The organism is Croceitalea rosinachiae (assembly GCF_031846445.1).
GTDB classification, from domain to species: Bacteria; Bacteroidota; Bacteroidia; order Flavobacteriales; family Flavobacteriaceae; genus Croceitalea; species Croceitalea rosinachiae.
Window position 1 is genome coordinate 214,473 of record NZ_JAVRHR010000002.1, and the last position, 15,631, is coordinate 230,103.

Below are 15,631 nucleotides of genomic sequence, written 5' to 3' on the forward strand. Positions count from 1 at the left end.
TAAGTAATAGCAAATGAACATAATAATAATAGAAGATGAAAAACCTGCTGCCCGACGATTGGCTAGGTTACTCAATGATTTGAATGTCGAAGTTTCAACAATGCTACATTCTGTTGAAGAAGCTATTGAGTGGTTTCAGAATAATGAGCATCCAGATTTGATATTTCTAGACATTCAACTTTCAGACGGCCTTTCCTTTGAGATTTTTGACATCATAGAAGTCAAAAGTGCCATCATTTTCACAACAGCTTACGATGAATATGCCTTGCAAGCTTTTAAGTTGAATAGCATAGATTATTTGTTAAAACCAATAGATGATGAAGAGCTTGAAAAAGCAGTAAAACAGTTCAAGGAATTACAACCTGAAAAGGAGAAAATTTCCGTTGATTTTGAAGACATAAAAAAACTCTTGGTCAACCCCCTCGAAAGAGAATTTAAAAAACGTTTTACTGCTAAGGTCGGTCAACATATAAAAATCATAAATGCTGACGAGGTCGAATGCTTTTATAGTGAAAATAAGGGTACTTATGCGGCAACAACAGATGGTCGAAATTATTTATTGGATAATACTTTGGAAAATCTTGAAGAAGAGCTTTCGCCAAAGTTGTTCTTTCGGGTGAGTCGCAAGTTCTATGTGAACATCAATCATATAAAAGATATCATTTCGTATACCAATTCTAGACTGCAAATCAAGCTAAATAGCTATAAAGAGCAAGAAATTATTGTCAGTAGAGAAAGAGTAAAAGATTTCAAGTTATGGTTGGAATAAGTATTATTAAAATACTGAATAATAACACATTAAATGCTATAATAGATTTTTATTATACTGAGTTTTTTTGTAAAATTCACTGATTTTCTTCAACCCTATTATCATCAAAAGCCGATGGTAACAATTTAGGTATTAATTTTATAAATATAGGCAATAAAACTGCTCCCCCAGGTAACATGAAAATTGCTAATGAAGGTATTGATTTGAAAATATCAAGCAACTGGCCTTGTACTTTTTTTCGTTCCCCTTCATTTAAATCTTTAGAAGCTGACTTTGCCAAAAGTTGAACAAGTTCCCTACTTTCTGATAATTCTTTTTTCAAGCGTTTACTATTTCTCAAAATCAATTTACTGACGTTTTTGGTCATTCCATCATAGAATTTTGAGGCTAAGTTGGTGTCTTGCAAATAAGGTATTTTCTGGTGATTTTTTTCAAAGAATTTTTTGACATTTTCCAATGCATTTTTGGCCTTGTTTTTTGTCTTGTTCAAAGCATCTGAAATGGCAAAAATAAACTCTGATTCTGAATGATCAAGATTGGAATCTTCCCAGACCGTAAGACAGGCAATATCTAACAAATAATCTTTTTCGCTATCACTAAAATTCTGTTGTAGTAAGTCTGCATAGGTACCTTCAAAATTTGCATTTTTCAAATCTACGTAGGTCAATGATGAAGCCAAAAGCTGCATTAGTTTAGCATCACTTTCATTTGCTTCTTTTGAATTTAATGCTTGATATGCAATATTTATGGTAACATATTCCAATAGTTGAGCATGCATAGTAAGCGAAGGGGTATTGGACAAATAGGCCTTAAAGATCAATACATCTATATACAGTAATGAATTGGTCAAACTATTGCCAAATGCTTTATTAAATACATTACCGTTAAGATAAATGCGTGAATCTAACAACTTTTCAAGTTGGGTCATTGTTTTATTACCAGACAGTATTTTGTTCAGAAAAGATATTCTACCTACCTCCATTTCTTGATAAAAGGTAAAAACAGTTTCTACAAACTCTTCAAAATTTGAATTGTCCACTTCAAACCTATATGAAAAATACAGTCCTGCTAATAGATTTATTTTCGCTATCTCATCTTCGGAGAGCCTATGTTCAGTAGTAATAAAAGAAGGAATGTCTAGATGAATACCATAAATAAACCCATGGTTCAAAAGCTCTAGGTATAGCTCTTCATAGGTTAAAAATGGTACTTCTTTTGTTTTTAGAAGAGATCCAAATTTATTAATCCAACCTGGGGAAGATGGGTTCATAACTCATTTTTCAATATCAAAGAAACACAAATTATAAGACTTTGACCACTATGTTCTTACCGAAATTTGAGATAGCATCATTATAGTTTTGTTAAGAATATTTTAACATTTAAAACCAAACCCACTTGATTATGCCTCCGTAGGTAGGGCTGAATTAATCTCTTAAAACAATTAAAAATGAAAAAAACAACTAAGTATGCACTTGGGATTGGCACATTAATAGTGGCAAGCCTAGTTTTTGTGGCTGCAGATCATATTGATGCTCCCGCTACGATGGGAACAACGGCAGATATTGCGGACTATTTTGCTTTTGAACCTACAGAGGGTTCTGACAATACCGCTTTTATAGTGGACCTACAATCAAATGTATTACCAGATTTAGCGTATGGTACTTTCGACGAAGATGTATTGACAGAAATAAATATTGATACTGATGGGGATTTAATTGAAAATCTTGTTATACAGGCAATTGCTAGAGATGGTAGAATGTATTTTTTTGGTCCAGTAGCACCAAGCAGTACTGGCCTAACGAGTCAAGTTGCCATAGAATCACCTATGGGTGATGTTGAAATTTCAGGTTCAACTGCTATTGTTGAAACTATGGCTAATGGAGTATCCTTGTTTGCGGGACCAAGACAAGACCCTTTCTTCTTTGATTTTTTCAGATTTAATGAAGTTGTGTCCCCCTCAATGGATGATAATTCAGGATTCGATAACCCAGGGATAGACACTTTTGATGGTGCAAACACAATGTCAATTGCAGTTGAGGTTCCCAATAGTCTTCTTGGCGAAACAACAGCCACGAATGTATTAGGACTACCGGTTTATAAAACCTGGGTAACCACGAATAGAAAACAATAACAAATCAAAAACATAGAAAAATGAAATTAAATAATATAAAGTATTTGTTTTTTGCCATAATACTTTTAGTTACATCAGTAGGGTGTAGTGATGATGACGATACACAAATGATGCAAGATGACGATGTTATGGCCATGGTCACTTGTGATGACGGAATTATGAATGGTGATGAGACCGGTATTGATTGTGGAGGTTCATGTGAAGCCTGTGAAGTAATGTCTATGGACCCAGATTTTAGTGGTACTTATTCCCAAGTAGATTATATGGGGAGACCAGGTATTAATACGGTTTTAAGTTCAAGTGATGTGAAAGATATGCATAATCAGTCTATTCCTTCAACGATGGGGGCAATCTTACAACCTGGTTTTGAAACTCAATTAGAAGCTTATCATGATGCATATGCCATTGCATTGGGTCTGACCGCTGATGATGTAGATTTTCAGCCAAACATTCTTGGCGATATTTTGAATGGTCCAGATAATGATGGATTTACTGAAAACCCAGTAAACGCAACTGTTTTGACCACGGTTTTGGCTACTGATGTCTTAGAGGTAGCACCCAATTTACCAACTACGTATTTTAACCCTGGTGCAGGAGCGCCTAATTATGATGGCGCAGTAGGGCTTACAGGTAGAACATTACAAGATGATATTATCGATGTATCATTGATTTTATTATTTGGTGGCGGTGATGGTACTCGTTTTAATGGCGAGGGCGGTCTACCACTCTTGGTTAGTGATGGCGTTGGTTTAACTGCTGATAATATTACCACAACTTTTCCCTATATCGGGGCACCTGAGTAAAGCTTAACCCTATGAAAAAGAAAGGGAGAGGATTATTCTTAATCTTCTCCCACTTTTTAAAAACAACAATCAACATTTAAAATTATACCGATGAAATATTTAGTCATTCTGTGCACTGTTGTGCTCGTTATTTCTTGTTCTCAAAACTCAAAAGATTTTGAAACATCCTACAAAGATTATAATGCTTACTTGAAATCAAGACCCCATAAAAACACATCAAAATATTATACACTCTGGAACTCTAAGATTACAAAAGATAGTACACAATTATTAAGTTTTGGTAATGTGGCATCAGAGTATAACCGCTATTTTAAGAATACCGGAGATTTTCAGTTTTTGAAAAAAGCTGAACAAGCACTTTCCAAAGCGGTTGAAATAGCCAATATTAATAAAGAAGGATACTGCCGTGCTTTGGCACGTAATTACATATCGCAGCATAGGTTTAAAGAAGCACTGATATTAGCCCAAGAAGCTATAAGTATGGGCGCCGGATCAAAAGCAACTAGAAGTCTACTTTTTGATGTTCATATGGAACTGGGTAATTATCAAAAAGCTGAGGCTTATTTAGATAGTATTAGAAACCCTGCTGAATTTGGGTATTTGATTCGTGCTGCTAAATGGAACGATTATAAAGGCGATTTAGACACAACGATTGAATTCATGGAAAAGGCAATGGCCAAAGCCGAAGCTTCAAAAAATAAAGATCTGCTGGTCTGGTCATATTCTAATATTGCTGATTACTATGGTCATGCTGGTCGGTTCAAAGATTCTTATGAGCACTATTTAAAAACATTGGCTATTGATCATCAAAATGCATATGCAAAAAAAGGGATTGCTTGGATTGTTTTTTCACATGAGAAAAATGGAACCGAGGCATTACGAATTTTAGATTCGGTTATGCAAGATTACAAGTCACCAGACTATTATTTGCTCAAAGCTGAGATAGCAGACTTTATGAACAACACATTTCTTAAAAGGAAAAACCACGATTTGTATGACGCTGTTATTTCGAATAAGGCATATGGCGCTATGTATAATGCTTACAACGTGGATTTTATTTTAGAAAACACGGATCAGTTTGAGAAGGCACTAAAGATTGCATCTGAAGAAGTAAATAATAGAGCAACACCCGAATCTTATAGCTTATTGGCTCATGTATATCTAAAAAAAGAGGATTACATCCGTGCACTTGAAATTGTAAATGCCAATGTTATAGGCAAAACCTATGAGCCGGCATTATTACTAAATGCTGCGGAAGTATATAAGGCAAACCATCAATTTGAAAAGGTAAAAGAAATAAAACTAGAACTGGCTGATGCGATTTATGAACTTGGCCCTGCCTCTAAAGAAAAAATAGCAAGTTTATAAATTGAGGTTGTTGATTGATTGTTTTTTAGAAAAACGCCTTAACCTTTATGGTTAAGGCGTTTTGTTTTTTCGAAACCTTATCATGTATTTAGTAAAGTTAAATGGCAATAGTAATGAGGTGTAAGGTTTTTTTGATTCTTTTACTATATATATTTTCTTTTAAAAGTATTGTTCAAGTAGAGAATAGTATAAAAAATGATTTCCTTTTAAACTTTAAATTGACTGCACTACCAGTGTTATTTTATCTTCCTGAAACCCGATTGGGTTATGGCGCATTAGATATCGGAACTTTTCGATAAAAATGAAACTTTCGAATTTTGGAAATTTGTTTTCTTCGCGGTATGGGAATGCAGTGAATCATACCATCAATGAAAAAAGGATGTCAGAACACAAATTGACTATGGTTTATCTGAAGAAGGAGGAAACCTTTAGTTTACAATATGCGAGGCCTTATGACTATAGATCTATAAAATTATCCAGAGCCAATGTCCAATTGTAATCCTTATAATCAATAGCTACTCCATCGGTTGTGGGAATCACACCTTGTTTTTTAAGAATCTCCTGTATACCGTCTTTACCACCAAAATCACCTCTAAACCAACTAAATAATGATGTGACATACACTTTGTTTTCTGTAGAATCATAATTTGAAGATTGTTTTAAAAATAGCTCTGTACTCTTCGCAAACTGTTCATTTAACCTTATGGGAGAGTAAATACCAACCGGTGGACAGTCCTTTGCACCACAATTTAATGCAAAGTGAATTCTGTAATCTTGATTTTCCACCCTCAATAATCTTTCAAATTTATCAGGAAACCCCTTTTTTACATAACCCAATCCAATTTTCGATTGAGACCTTCTAATAATACCATGTTCAATTTTGTCAAAAGAAATCTCATTTTTGGCAATTGTAATTTGGTCTCTTGAAAAGAAATCCCCCCTATTTTCATAAAGTTCTGGGTTTTTGTTTAAGATTACCTGTATGTAGGCGTTGTAAATATTCACCCAAAAAGCCAGTTTTTGTGTGTCTGTCTTCAATTGCGTAGTTAGTTCTTCAAGTTCAATATTGGCCAATTGTTGTTGTTGTTGTTCTGTATTTTCTCCGTTCTTGATTTTTTCCAAAAAATGCTCCGAAAGGCTATTCAGTTCAGTTTTCTGTGCTTTGCATAGCGAGAAAATCAGTAAAAAGAAAATGGTAATACCTTTAAATTTCATGGCAATTTGTTTTAATGATGAATTCTATTGCACGTACGTAAAAAAGAACACTTGGGTTTTGTCGAAATAGAACTAATTTCCTTGCTTCAAACCTAATACTCTTAATTTACGTAAGTAAAATAAATATCAATTACATGGTTAGCGTACTCATACCTGCCCATAATGAGCGGAAAAATTTAGAATCCTTAGTTCCATATCTAAAACACTTAAAACATGGGAACGATAATGAGATTGTTATAGCCTCATCTTTTTCTGATAGTGATGGTTATGAAGATTTAAAAGACAAATATCATGTTTCTGTGCTCAAATGTCAGGGCAAAGGGAGGGCTTTGCAAATGAATGCTGCTGCTCAATTGGCAAAAGGCGATGTTTTGGCTTTTTTACATGCTGATGTGAAACCACCGGTTAGTTTTTTTGATGATATTAAAACATCAATTATTGATGGGTACGATGCAGGTTTTTTTTCCTATCAATTCGATAAAGACGACTTTTTTTTGAAAATTAACGCCTCATTTACAACTAAAGATGGATTGTTTACTGGCGGTGGAGACCAATGCCTTTTTATAAAACGAAACGTTTTTGATAATATGGACGGTTTTGATGAAAAGCAAGTAATTATGGAAGATTTTGAGTTTTTCAAAAGGATGAAATCTAACAAAATACCCTATAAGATTGTAAAAAGTGATTTGGTCGTATCTTCTCGTAAATATGAAAACAATTCATATTTGAGAGTTAATATCACAAACTTTCTCTTAGTAGTTCTTTTTAAATTTGGTTATTCTCCAGAAAACCTCAAAAAACTACACAATACCTTATTGCGTCTTCCTTACCAACATAATACTTCAAGAACTTGAGCTACATTATAAACGGTATTCAACAAATTGGTATTGGAGTCTCTGATGCTAAATCAGTATTTAACTGGTACAAAGAACAAATGCGGTTTGATATTCTATTGTTTGAAGATATTGCTGAAGCCAAATTGATGACAAAATATACCAATCATAAGATAATGAGTAGGTATGCTTTATTGGTAATGAATATGAAAGGAGGAGGCGGACTAGAAATTTGGCAGTTCAAAAATCGCAAGCCTCAAAATCAAGCACCAAGATTTTTACTGGGAGATATTGGAATTAACATCATGAAGTTGCGCAGTACAAATCCTAACAAATCAAATAGATATTTCAAAGACCCTTGGGGTAATTGGATTCAATCAGTGAATGACCCATATAGATTTTGTAAGACCAATAGTTGTAAAGGAGGTGTATTGGGTGCTGTTATAGGTGTTTCGAATATGGCCAAATCATTAACTTTTTATAAAGACCTTATCGGGTTTGATATAATAAAATCTGATGTCGAAGGTGTTTTTGAAGACTTGAAGGATATTCCTGGTGGCAATTCAAAACTTAGGAGGGTAATCATTTCAAGAAGTGACAAAAGAATGGGGGGTTTTGGTAGACTTTTAGGGCCAATGGAGCTTGAACTTGTTCAAGTGCATGATAGAACACCACCTAGAATATATCAAAATCGAATTTGGGGCGATTTGGGTTATATCCATTTATGTTTTGATATCTCTGGAATGAATTATTTAAAACAGGAGGCTAGTAGACTGGGATATCCACTTACCGTGGATAGTGCGGATAGTTTTGACATGGGTGATGCAGCTGGAAGATTTGGGTATGTTGAGGACCCTGATGGCACATTAATAGAATTGGTTGAGACCCATAAGGTGCCAATAATAAAGAAATTAGGAATTCATATTAATTTAAAAAATCGAAACCCAGAAAGACCACTTCCAAATTGGATTGTAAAAGCAATGCGGATTCATCGTAAAAGAAAAAACCTTTAGATTTATGTTTTTCTAATCGGGCGAAGGCCGGAAAAGAAGAACAATACTCTGAGATTATTTATGATTAATATTCTTAGTATATCTAGAATAAAAAAACTTAATTATCAATTGGTTTAATCATTTTACAAGGATTGCCTGCTGCAAAAACGTCTTCAGGGATATCTTTTGTAACAACACTTCCAGCGCCAATTACGCTTCTATTACCAATAGTGATTCCAGGACAAATAGTAACGTTACCACCGATCCAAACATCTTCACCGATAGTTATTGGCTTTCCGAATTCAGCGCCAGAAGCCCTAGGTGAAGCTTCTAAAGGATGTGATGCCGTATATATTTGAACATGGGGTCCGAACATGGTTCTATCACCAATCTTAACTGGAGTAACATCAAGAACAACACAATTAAAATTAAAGAAAACTCTTTTCCCTAAATGGATGTTAGTACCATAATCACAATAAAACGGAGGTTGAATAAAACAACTTTTACCCTGATTGGGAATGAGCAATTTTGATAAGCGTTTTAGTTCTTTTCCATTATCTGCAGAACAATTATTTAATTTTTGTTGTAATAGCCGAGCTTCAATTCTTGCAGAAACCAATTCTTTATCTAAAGGATTATAATATTCGCCTTCTAACATTTTCTCTTTCTCGGTCATAAGCTTGAAAGAAATGAATCGGTTTCTAAAACTGTGGCAAACTCTTCATTTAAACTTGCCAAAGTTGTTTGATGAATAAGTTCGGCGTCAAACTTTTCACCATTTAGCCCCATACGGTCAAAAGTTGCGGTGGCATCGGAAATCAAATAGGTCTTAAACCCAAGATTTGAAGCCATTCTAACACTTGTAGAAATACAATGATTGGTAGTAAGGCCTAAAATCACTACAACTGAAATACCAGCTTCTTTTAATAGGTTTTCTAAATTAGTGCCAATAAAAGCACTATTTACATTTTTACTTATGACAGGCTCTCCAGTAATAGGTAACACCTCTTTTTTTATGGCAAAACCTGGCTTTGAGGCATGTAATGGTGATTCTGGATTCTGAGAACTATGACGAATGTGATAGATAGGTAATTTTAATACTCGCCATCTTTGGAGAAATCTGGCAGCATTTTCTTCTGTTTGAAGATTGTTTCTATTTCCTCCATAAAAGTCCCAATCATCCAATCCATATTGAATATCAATCAGTAGCAATGCAGGTTTCTCAGTTTCTATATTCATAAGTTCACTTTCATAATAATATATTCAATACCCCCTTTATGGAATTTCTGATCAGTTTCTATAAATCCAAAAGTTTTATAAAAACTGGTTTTGTCCTTTCTTGCATTGCACCACAATACCTGAACAGGCGATTTTTCAATTATTGAGAAGATGTAGTTTAATAGTTGGGCTCCGTAGCCTTTTCCTTGCTCCTCACTTAAAGTGGCAAACTTTCTAAATTGAGTTTTTCTTTGTTTAGTAAATAAAGAGATAACGGACACTAATTTTTTGCCGACAAATAATCCAAAATGTTTTCCTTCATCATCGTTGGTCAGTTTTATATAATTGATATTTTTATCCGGCCACATTACTTGGTGCCGAATAGACCAAGTATCGTAATATGAGATTTCTTTTATTTGAATTTTCATTTTGTTTTATCGCCCAACTGCTCCTAAGGTGTACAACTGATCTAAATTAGGGCTTTCACTTCCTCCCTCTGGTTCTAGGGTTATGCCAAAAGCTTCTGACTCATTCACATTTTCCAATTCAAAAACTGAGGTTTCATTGTTTGCAAAATCATCAAGTAATCCAATACTGGTAGGTGCGAGGGGCTCTAATTTAAGAGACCAAACTTGATACGTAAACCCAGCTGGAGGTTTTGGTAGACCCTGGGCATCTACATAAACTTTTTGCTCAGGTTTATTCCAATATACTTTTGCGTAGGATTCTGGAGCAACGTTTTGACCGGCCAAGGCAACTACATTAACATTTTTATTGCGAAGTTCTTTTAGTAATTTTTCTGTTTTGCCTTTCTCAACCAGAATCTGCTCGCCATCAATAATTTGCTCTTCTAAAGTTTGTATTTCTTGTTCAGTAATTTTTATTTCGCTTTCAAGTTTGTCATTTTGTAAATACATCCAAAGCATACCTATTGCGAAAATTAGTGAGGCCGCCCAACCCAAATAGCTTATCCAGGGTGTTCTCTTTGGCGATGGGGTAGGAGCAAAAGGAATAACATCATCTAGTTCTGATTTTACCTTTTTGAAGCTATCATTTGATAAACCAGGAGAAACAACAGATGTAAGTTCAAGTATGGCTGCCTCTATTGTTTCAATTTCTTTTTGTATTTCTGGATATTTAATAGCATAGTGTTGAACCTCTAGGTTTTCTTCAACACTTAAAGTGCCTGCAACGTAGAGTTCCAATATTCCGGATGCTATGTACTTTTTAATATCCATTTACAAGTTTCTGTTTTTTCTGATTTCAGAAATACAAGCCCTGATACGGGTTTTTATAGTGCCAATTGGTTTTTTTAATGTTTCCGCAGCCTCTTTTTGGGTATATCCTTTAAAGTATAGTAAATCTATTAAAAGAATGCACTTTTCTTTTAGGCCTATGAGCAATGACTCCAAACCAATGACATCTATTTTATTATTGAAGTCTTTATCATGCTTGAGAATACCTACGAAAGAATCTAACTGTAGGTTTTTCTTATTGTTTTTGTGGGCTTTAGAGCGCAGTTCATCGATGGCGGTATTTCTGGCAATATTGAGTATCCAAGTGAAAAAACGTCCTTTTGAAGGGTTGTAGGTATCAGATTTATCCCAAATTTTCACAAAAACATCTTGACAAAGTTCCTGTGCTCTTTCTTGGTCTTTGACAATGGTATAGATAACTCCACATATGTTTTCTGCGTACATTCCATAAAGTGTTTCAAAGGCTTTTTCGTCCTTTTTTTGAAACTGTTTTATGAGGTTGTCTAAATCCATGATAAAGTGTAAAAATAAGTAAAGCGGCCGACTAAACTTATTTTTTAAACATGCTGGTCAATTAGAATGGTATTACCATCTGGATCCATTACCACAAAGCTTGCAGGGCCTAAACTGTTTTCATCGGCTTCTTTGACCAATTTCACTTGATTTGCTTTTAGGTGCTTTTGAATGTCGCGGACATCGTCATAACCCTTAACTTTCTGCGCGTTCTCATTCCAACCTGGGTTAAAAGTCAAAATATTGTTTTCAAACATTCCATAAAAAAGCCCAATTAGAGCATTGCCATTCTTCATAATCAAATAGTTTTGTTCCATTCCTCCTGCGAAAACAGCAAAACCTAATTTTTCGTAAAATGTTCGAGAAACCTCTAAGTTTTTTACAGAAAGACTCATAGAAAAAGCACCTAGTTTCATTTTTGTACGGATTTAGTTGTATTTAAAAATATGAAATTTTGATTAGTTTCTTACTTGACAATACCTTCTAATGCTTTCCATACATTCTCCATTACTATTTGATGGCCTTCTGCAGTGGGGTGAATACCGTCTTCTAAATTCAAGTTTGGTATACCTGCAACATTTTCTAAAAGAAATGGAATCAATGGTATCTTGTTTTTAGCTGCTAAATCTGGAAATATTTTACGGAATTCTTTGGTATATTCCGGTCCCATGTTTGGTGGAATTTGCATTCCTGCCAATATAATTTTTGTGTTAGAATTTTTCTTTTTAACCAAATCAATAATGGACTGCAAGTTAGAACGCGTTTGGTCTAAAGGAATTCCTCTTAATCCATCATTAGCCCCTAACTCCAATATAAAAATATCTACTTTTTGGTTTAGTACCCAGTTCAAACGATTTAAACCTCCAGCCGTAGTTTCTCCACTTAAACCTGAATTCAATGTAGTGTAGTTGAGATTTAAAGAATCTAATCGGTTTTGTATCAATGCCGGAAAAGCCTCTTCCAATTCAAGGCCATAACCGGCGGTTAGACTATCACCAAAAAATAAAATAACCTTGTTTTTATTCTCTGTTAATTTTTCAACCTCAGTATTAGAGGTGTCAGAAGTTTCAAGTTCATTATTTTTTTTTGGCGTGTCCGCACATGAAAACAAAAAGCAAAAAATAAAAAAATAACGAAACTTTAAGAGGGTCTGCATAATGAATAAGTGTAAAAATGAATTCAATTGCCTATTTTTCAATTTAAACTAAATCAAAGCACAACAGGGTATATGTCAAAGATATTAAACGTGAGCCATCTAGGGAAAACTTATACTAGTGGTAGTAAAAAGTTAACGGTTTTAGATGATGTTTCATTCGATATCAATGAAGGGGAAACCTTTGCTATTGTAGGACCTTCTGGAAGCGGAAAAACAACATTGCTAGGGCTTTGCGCTGGGCTTGATCGACCAAATACGGGTTCTGTAGAACTTTGTGGTACAAATATGTCCGATATGAACGAAGATCAAAGAGCACTTTTACGGAATAAAGAAGTTGGGTTTATTTTTCAAAACTTTCAATTATTACCCACACTTACCGCACTTGAAAATGTCATAGTGCCCCTAGAGTTACAGGGGAATAAGAGTGCAGCTAAGACCGGGATGGACTTGTTGGATAAAGTTGGGCTACAAGATAGATTCCATCATTATCCTTCACAATTATCGGGCGGTGAACAGCAACGTGTGGCTCTTGCAAGGGCTTTTTCAAGTCGTCCATCAATTTTATTTGCAGATGAGCCTACAGGAAATTTAGATGAAGAAACCGGGGATAAAGTAGTAAAACTCTTGTTCGACTTAAACAAAGAAGCGGGCACTACTCTGGTAATTGTAACCCATGATATGGAACTTGCCCGAAAAACCCAAAGAATTTTGAAGCTAAAAGGGGGTAAAGTGGTTACTAATGAAATTGTGACTGCACCGTGAAAAAACATTCTACTATAAGTTCAAAAGCTGGGTTTAGCTGGTTGCTTAAAATGGCATGGCGCGATAGTAGGGCTAGTGGCAAACGCTTGCTACTTTTTATGGCCTCTATCATTTTGGGCATAGCTGCGGTTGTTTCCATTCAATCATTTAGTGCCAACCTCAAAGAGAATATTGCATTGCAATCTAAAGCTCTAATGGGAGCAGATTTTTTAATTGATAGTAATCAACCTCCTACTGAACGAGTACAAATGATTATTGACTCCTTGGGAGGTGCTGATGGAAAAGCGGTTAGTTTTCCGTCAATGGCAGTTTTTCCAAATAGTGGTGATACCAAATTGGTTGGTGTAAAAGGGGTTGAAGGTGGATATCCGTTTTATGGAGAATTAGAAACGATTCCAGTTGATGCTGGAACAAGTTATCAGCAAATGAATGGAGCCTTGGTCGATGCCACGCTTATGCTTCAATTTGAAGTTAAAGTAGGCGACTCCATAAAAATTGGAAATACCCTTTTTCCTATAGCAGGTGAGTTGGTTTCTGTCCCAGGTACAGGAGGTGTTGGTGCTTCAATTGCACCTCCTGTTTGGATTCCCTATGGTAAAATTGAGGAAACGGGTTTAATTCAGACCGGGAGTCGTGTTGGCTATGATTTTTATTTTGTCGCCAAAACTGACCAAGACTTAGAGGAGTTAGACAGAGTTGTGGACCCTCAACTTGATATTGAAAATTCTGATTTAGACACCCACCTCTCCACTGGTCAACGATTGGGGCGCAGTTATGAAAATTTTGGAAAATTCTTAAATCTAGTAGCTTTTATAGCTCTTCTTTTGGGTTGCGTAGGTATAGCCAGTTCTGTTCACATCTACATTAAAGAAAAATTGCGCTCAGTTGCTGTGCTTAAATGTATTGGAGCTACTCGAAAACAAAGTTTTTTAATTTATCTGATTCAAATTGCGGGAATGGGTTTTTTTGGCGGTATTTTAGGAGTTCTAACTGGACTACTGCTACAACAGTCTTTTCCTTTATTGTTACAAGGGTACTTGCCATTTGAAGTAGAGGTAAGTCTGGCACCACAGGCAATGTTGGTGGGCCTAGTACTTGGTGTATTAATGTCGGTTTTGTTTGCTTTGACCCCTTTAATATCCACGTGGTTTGTGTCTCCCTTGCAAGTATTGCGTGTTCAAGAAGATAAAACAACTCAATCTTTAAAGTCTCGTTTACTGGTCTTATTGGCTATAATGATATTCATATTCTGTTTTGCATTTTGGTTGCTCGGTGATTGGACGTATTCATTATTGTTTGTATTGGGAATTCTTATTGTGTTCGCAATTTTAGGAGGTACAGCTATTTTATTCATGCGTTTGGTAAAACGATTTTTCCCTACTTCATGGGGATTCACGGCCCGTCAAAGTCTATTAAACCTTTTTAGACCCAATAATCAAACCGCTGTTTTAATTTTAGCAATCGGGGTGGGAACTTTTTTAATAAGCACTTTATATTTCACTAAAGATGTTTTGTTGGCAAAAACTTCATTAGATGCTACTGAGCAGGCCCCTAATTTGATTTTGTTGGATGTGCAAACAGAACAAAGAGATGCTGCAGCTAAAAGTATTGCTACATCTGGTTTGCCAGTATTAAATAACATTCCCATAATCACTATGAGAGTGCAACAAATTAAAGATAGACCTGTTCGGGAAATCATTTTAGATACTACTTCCACTATAAATCAATGGATTTTACACCACGAATTTAGAGTCACTTATCGTGATGAATTAATTGCATCAGAAACTTCAGAAGATGGTAGTTGGCCATCTGAGAATACCGAATCTGGATTAATACCAATTTCCTTAGCAGAAAATGTTGCCAATGACGCACAAGTGGGTATTGGTGATAAATTGATTTTTAATGTTCAAGGGGTATTAATGGAAACTATAGTTGCCAATATTAGAACTGTGGATTGGGCAAGAATGCAAATTAATTTTTCTATTCTTTTTCCTTCTGGAGTATTAGAGAATGCACCACAATTTCATGTATTGACGACCAATGTTGCTAATGCTAACGCTTCAGCTAAATTACAGCGAAAACTAGTCAAACAGTTCCCTACAGTTTCAATTATTGATTTAAGGCAGGTATTGACAGTTATAGAAGGAATTTTGAACAAGATTTCATGGGTTATAAACTTCATGGCATTTTTCAGTATCCTTACGGGAATTATTGTATTGATAGGTTCTGTACGTACCAGTAAATATCAGCGTATTAAAGAGAGCGTTTTGTTGCGAACTCTAGGTGCAAAAAGTAAGCAAATATTACGTATTACAGCATTGGAGTACTTGTACTTAGGGCTTTTAGGCAGTGGAATTGGATTGGTATTAGCCTTATTGGGTAGTTTTTTGTTGGCCAGGTTTGTTTTTGAGACTGCATTTATTCCATCATGGCCACCGTTTATCATCGTATTGCCCATGATTACTCTATTGGTGTTACTTATCGGTTTGTTCAATAGTAAAACGGTTCTCCAAAGCCCACCCTTGGAGGTTCTGCGAAAAGAGGTTAGTTAAATAAAACTGTTTTCGGAAATCAAAAAAGGGTTTCTTTAGAAACCCTTTTTTGATTAATCATTA

General features: G+C 35.2%; 17 protein-coding genes. 8 read left to right on the forward strand and 9 right to left on the reverse strand.

Features of this window, described 5'->3' with window-relative positions; genetic code table 11:
- The first annotated feature begins 13 nt into the window (after positions 1 to 13).
- On the forward strand, positions 14 to 769 hold the full coding sequence (locus tag RM706_RS08710) for a LytR/AlgR family response regulator transcription factor (protein WP_311350670.1): 756 nt from the start codon (positions 14 to 16) through the stop codon (positions 767 to 769).
- A gap of 76 nt (positions 770 to 845) precedes the next feature.
- On the opposite strand, the gene RM706_RS08715 is transcribed toward RM706_RS08710, so the two are convergent.
- Positions 846 to 2,039, reverse strand: coding sequence for an LETM1-related biofilm-associated protein (locus tag RM706_RS08715; RefSeq protein ID WP_311350671.1), 1,194 nt, complete (start codon positions 2,037 to 2,039; stop codon positions 846 to 848).
- Positions 2,040 to 2,216: 177 nt separating this feature from the next.
- On the opposite strand from RM706_RS08715, the gene RM706_RS08720 reads away from it, so the two are divergent.
- The 3 genes from RM706_RS08720 (at position 2,217) to RM706_RS08730 (ending at position 5,071) form a co-directional block, all read left to right on the forward strand.
- A complete protein-coding gene (locus RM706_RS08720) occupies positions 2,217 to 2,900 on the forward strand; it encodes a DUF4331 family protein (RefSeq protein WP_311350672.1) in 684 nt (227 codons plus the stop codon).
- Between the two features lie 20 nt (positions 2,901 to 2,920).
- Complete coding sequence (locus tag RM706_RS08725) at positions 2,921 to 3,703, forward strand: DUF4331 family protein (RefSeq protein WP_311350673.1); 783 nt, start codon at positions 2,921 to 2,923, stop codon at positions 3,701 to 3,703.
- A gap of 90 nt (positions 3,704 to 3,793) precedes the next feature.
- Positions 3,794 to 5,071: a tetratricopeptide repeat protein gene (locus RM706_RS08730; protein WP_311350674.1), complete on the forward strand. Its 1,278-nt coding sequence runs from the start codon at positions 3,794 to 3,796 to the stop codon at positions 5,069 to 5,071.
- A 456-nt stretch (positions 5,072 to 5,527) separates the two neighbouring features.
- On the opposite strand, the gene RM706_RS08735 is transcribed toward RM706_RS08730, so the two are convergent.
- Positions 5,528 to 6,286, reverse strand: coding sequence for a DUF547 domain-containing protein (locus RM706_RS08735; protein ID WP_311350675.1), 759 nt, complete (start codon positions 6,284 to 6,286; stop codon positions 5,528 to 5,530).
- Positions 6,287 to 6,420: 134 nt separating this feature from the next.
- Between RM706_RS08735 and RM706_RS08740 the strand changes: the two genes are divergently transcribed.
- Both RM706_RS08740 and RM706_RS08745 read left to right on the forward strand, forming a co-directional pair.
- A complete protein-coding gene (locus RM706_RS08740) occupies positions 6,421 to 7,140 on the forward strand; it encodes a glycosyltransferase (protein WP_311350676.1) in 720 nt (239 codons plus the stop codon).
- Positions 7,137 to 8,132, forward strand: coding sequence for a VOC family protein (locus RM706_RS08745; protein ID WP_311350677.1), 996 nt, complete (start codon positions 7,137 to 7,139; stop codon positions 8,130 to 8,132). The genes RM706_RS08740 and RM706_RS08745 overlap by 4 nt, the downstream gene beginning before the upstream one ends.
- Before the next feature lie 97 nt (positions 8,133 to 8,229).
- Here the strand turns inward: RM706_RS08745 and RM706_RS08750 are convergent, their stop codons facing one another.
- Genes RM706_RS08750 through RM706_RS08780 form a run of 7 tightly spaced genes read right to left on the reverse strand, consistent with a single transcriptional unit; the run spans position 8,230 to position 12,254 of the window.
- Positions 8,230 to 8,787, reverse strand: coding sequence for a sugar O-acetyltransferase (locus RM706_RS08750; RefSeq protein ID WP_311350678.1), 558 nt, complete (start codon positions 8,785 to 8,787; stop codon positions 8,230 to 8,232).
- Positions 8,784 to 9,350 carry a cysteine hydrolase family protein gene (locus tag RM706_RS08755; RefSeq protein ID WP_311350679.1) on the reverse strand — a complete coding sequence of 189 codons (567 nt, stop codon included), beginning with the start codon at positions 9,348 to 9,350 and terminating at the stop codon, positions 8,784 to 8,786. The genes RM706_RS08750 and RM706_RS08755 overlap by 4 nt, the downstream gene beginning before the upstream one ends.
- Positions 9,347 to 9,757, reverse strand: coding sequence for a GNAT family N-acetyltransferase (locus RM706_RS08760; RefSeq protein WP_311350680.1), 411 nt, complete (start codon positions 9,755 to 9,757; stop codon positions 9,347 to 9,349). The genes RM706_RS08755 and RM706_RS08760 overlap by 4 nt, the downstream gene beginning before the upstream one ends.
- Positions 9,758 to 9,763: 6 nt before the next feature.
- On the reverse strand, positions 9,764 to 10,567 hold the full coding sequence (locus RM706_RS08765; protein ID WP_311350681.1) for an anti-sigma factor: 804 nt from the start codon (positions 10,565 to 10,567) through the stop codon (positions 9,764 to 9,766).
- Entirely contained in the window at positions 10,568 to 11,098 is a 531-nt protein-coding gene (locus RM706_RS08770) for an RNA polymerase sigma factor (protein ID WP_311350682.1), read from the reverse strand.
- 44 nt (positions 11,099 to 11,142) lie between these two features.
- On the reverse strand, positions 11,143 to 11,514 hold the full coding sequence (locus tag RM706_RS08775) for a VOC family protein (protein WP_311350683.1): 372 nt from the start codon (positions 11,512 to 11,514) through the stop codon (positions 11,143 to 11,145).
- 50 nt (positions 11,515 to 11,564) lie between these two features.
- Positions 11,565 to 12,254 carry an arylesterase gene (locus RM706_RS08780; protein WP_311350684.1) on the reverse strand — a complete coding sequence of 230 codons (690 nt, stop codon included), beginning with the start codon at positions 12,252 to 12,254 and terminating at the stop codon, positions 11,565 to 11,567.
- Positions 12,255 to 12,326: 72 nt separating this feature from the next.
- Here RM706_RS08780 and RM706_RS08785 point away from each other — a divergent pair, with 72 nt between their 5' ends.
- Both RM706_RS08785 and RM706_RS08790 read left to right on the forward strand, forming a co-directional pair.
- Entirely contained in the window at positions 12,327 to 13,016 is a 690-nt protein-coding gene (locus RM706_RS08785; protein WP_311350685.1) for an ABC transporter ATP-binding protein, read from the forward strand.
- A 50-nt stretch (positions 13,017 to 13,066) separates the two neighbouring features.
- Positions 13,067 to 15,568 (forward strand): ABC transporter permease, encoded by a 2,502-nt coding sequence (locus RM706_RS08790; RefSeq protein ID WP_311352007.1) that lies wholly within the window; start codon positions 13,067 to 13,069, stop codon positions 15,566 to 15,568.
- Positions 15,569 to 15,631: the final 63 nt, after the last annotated feature.

What these genes read in the sequence shown, in the direction of transcription:
- RM706_RS08710 (WP_311350670.1), top strand. Translation starts at nt 14, where the DNA reads ATGAACATAATAATAATAGAAGATGAAAAACCTGCTGCCCGACGATTG.
- RM706_RS08715 (WP_311350671.1), bottom strand. Translation starts at nt 2,039, where the DNA reads ATGAACCCATCTTCCCCAGGTTGGATTAATAAATTTGGATCTCTTCTA.
- RM706_RS08720 (WP_311350672.1), top strand. Translation starts at nt 2,217, where the DNA reads ATGAAAAAAACAACTAAGTATGCACTTGGGATTGGCACATTAATAGTG.
- RM706_RS08725 (WP_311350673.1), top strand. Translation starts at nt 2,921, where the DNA reads ATGAAATTAAATAATATAAAGTATTTGTTTTTTGCCATAATACTTTTA.
- RM706_RS08730 (WP_311350674.1), top strand. Translation starts at nt 3,794, where the DNA reads ATGAAATATTTAGTCATTCTGTGCACTGTTGTGCTCGTTATTTCTTGT.
- RM706_RS08735 (WP_311350675.1), bottom strand. Translation starts at nt 6,286, where the DNA reads ATGAAATTTAAAGGTATTACCATTTTCTTTTTACTGATTTTCTCGCTA.
- RM706_RS08740 (WP_311350676.1), top strand. Translation starts at nt 6,421, where the DNA reads ATGGTTAGCGTACTCATACCTGCCCATAATGAGCGGAAAAATTTAGAA.
- RM706_RS08750 (WP_311350678.1), bottom strand. Translation starts at nt 8,787, where the DNA reads ATGACCGAGAAAGAGAAAATGTTAGAAGGCGAATATTATAATCCTTTA.
- RM706_RS08755 (WP_311350679.1), bottom strand. Translation starts at nt 9,350, where the DNA reads ATGAATATAGAAACTGAGAAACCTGCATTGCTACTGATTGATATTCAA.
- RM706_RS08760 (WP_311350680.1), bottom strand. Translation starts at nt 9,757, where the DNA reads ATGAAAATTCAAATAAAAGAAATCTCATATTACGATACTTGGTCTATT.
- RM706_RS08765 (WP_311350681.1), bottom strand. Translation starts at nt 10,567, where the DNA reads ATGGATATTAAAAAGTACATAGCATCCGGAATATTGGAACTCTACGTT.
- RM706_RS08770 (WP_311350682.1), bottom strand. Translation starts at nt 11,098, where the DNA reads ATGGATTTAGACAACCTCATAAAACAGTTTCAAAAAAAGGACGAAAAA.
- RM706_RS08775 (WP_311350683.1), bottom strand. Translation starts at nt 11,514, where the DNA reads ATGAAACTAGGTGCTTTTTCTATGAGTCTTTCTGTAAAAAACTTAGAG.
- RM706_RS08780 (WP_311350684.1), bottom strand. Translation starts at nt 12,254, where the DNA reads ATGCAGACCCTCTTAAAGTTTCGTTATTTTTTTATTTTTTGCTTTTTG.
- RM706_RS08785 (WP_311350685.1), top strand. Translation starts at nt 12,327, where the DNA reads ATGTCAAAGATATTAAACGTGAGCCATCTAGGGAAAACTTATACTAGT.
- RM706_RS08790 (WP_311352007.1), top strand. Translation starts at nt 13,067, where the DNA reads ATGGCATGGCGCGATAGTAGGGCTAGTGGCAAACGCTTGCTACTTTTT.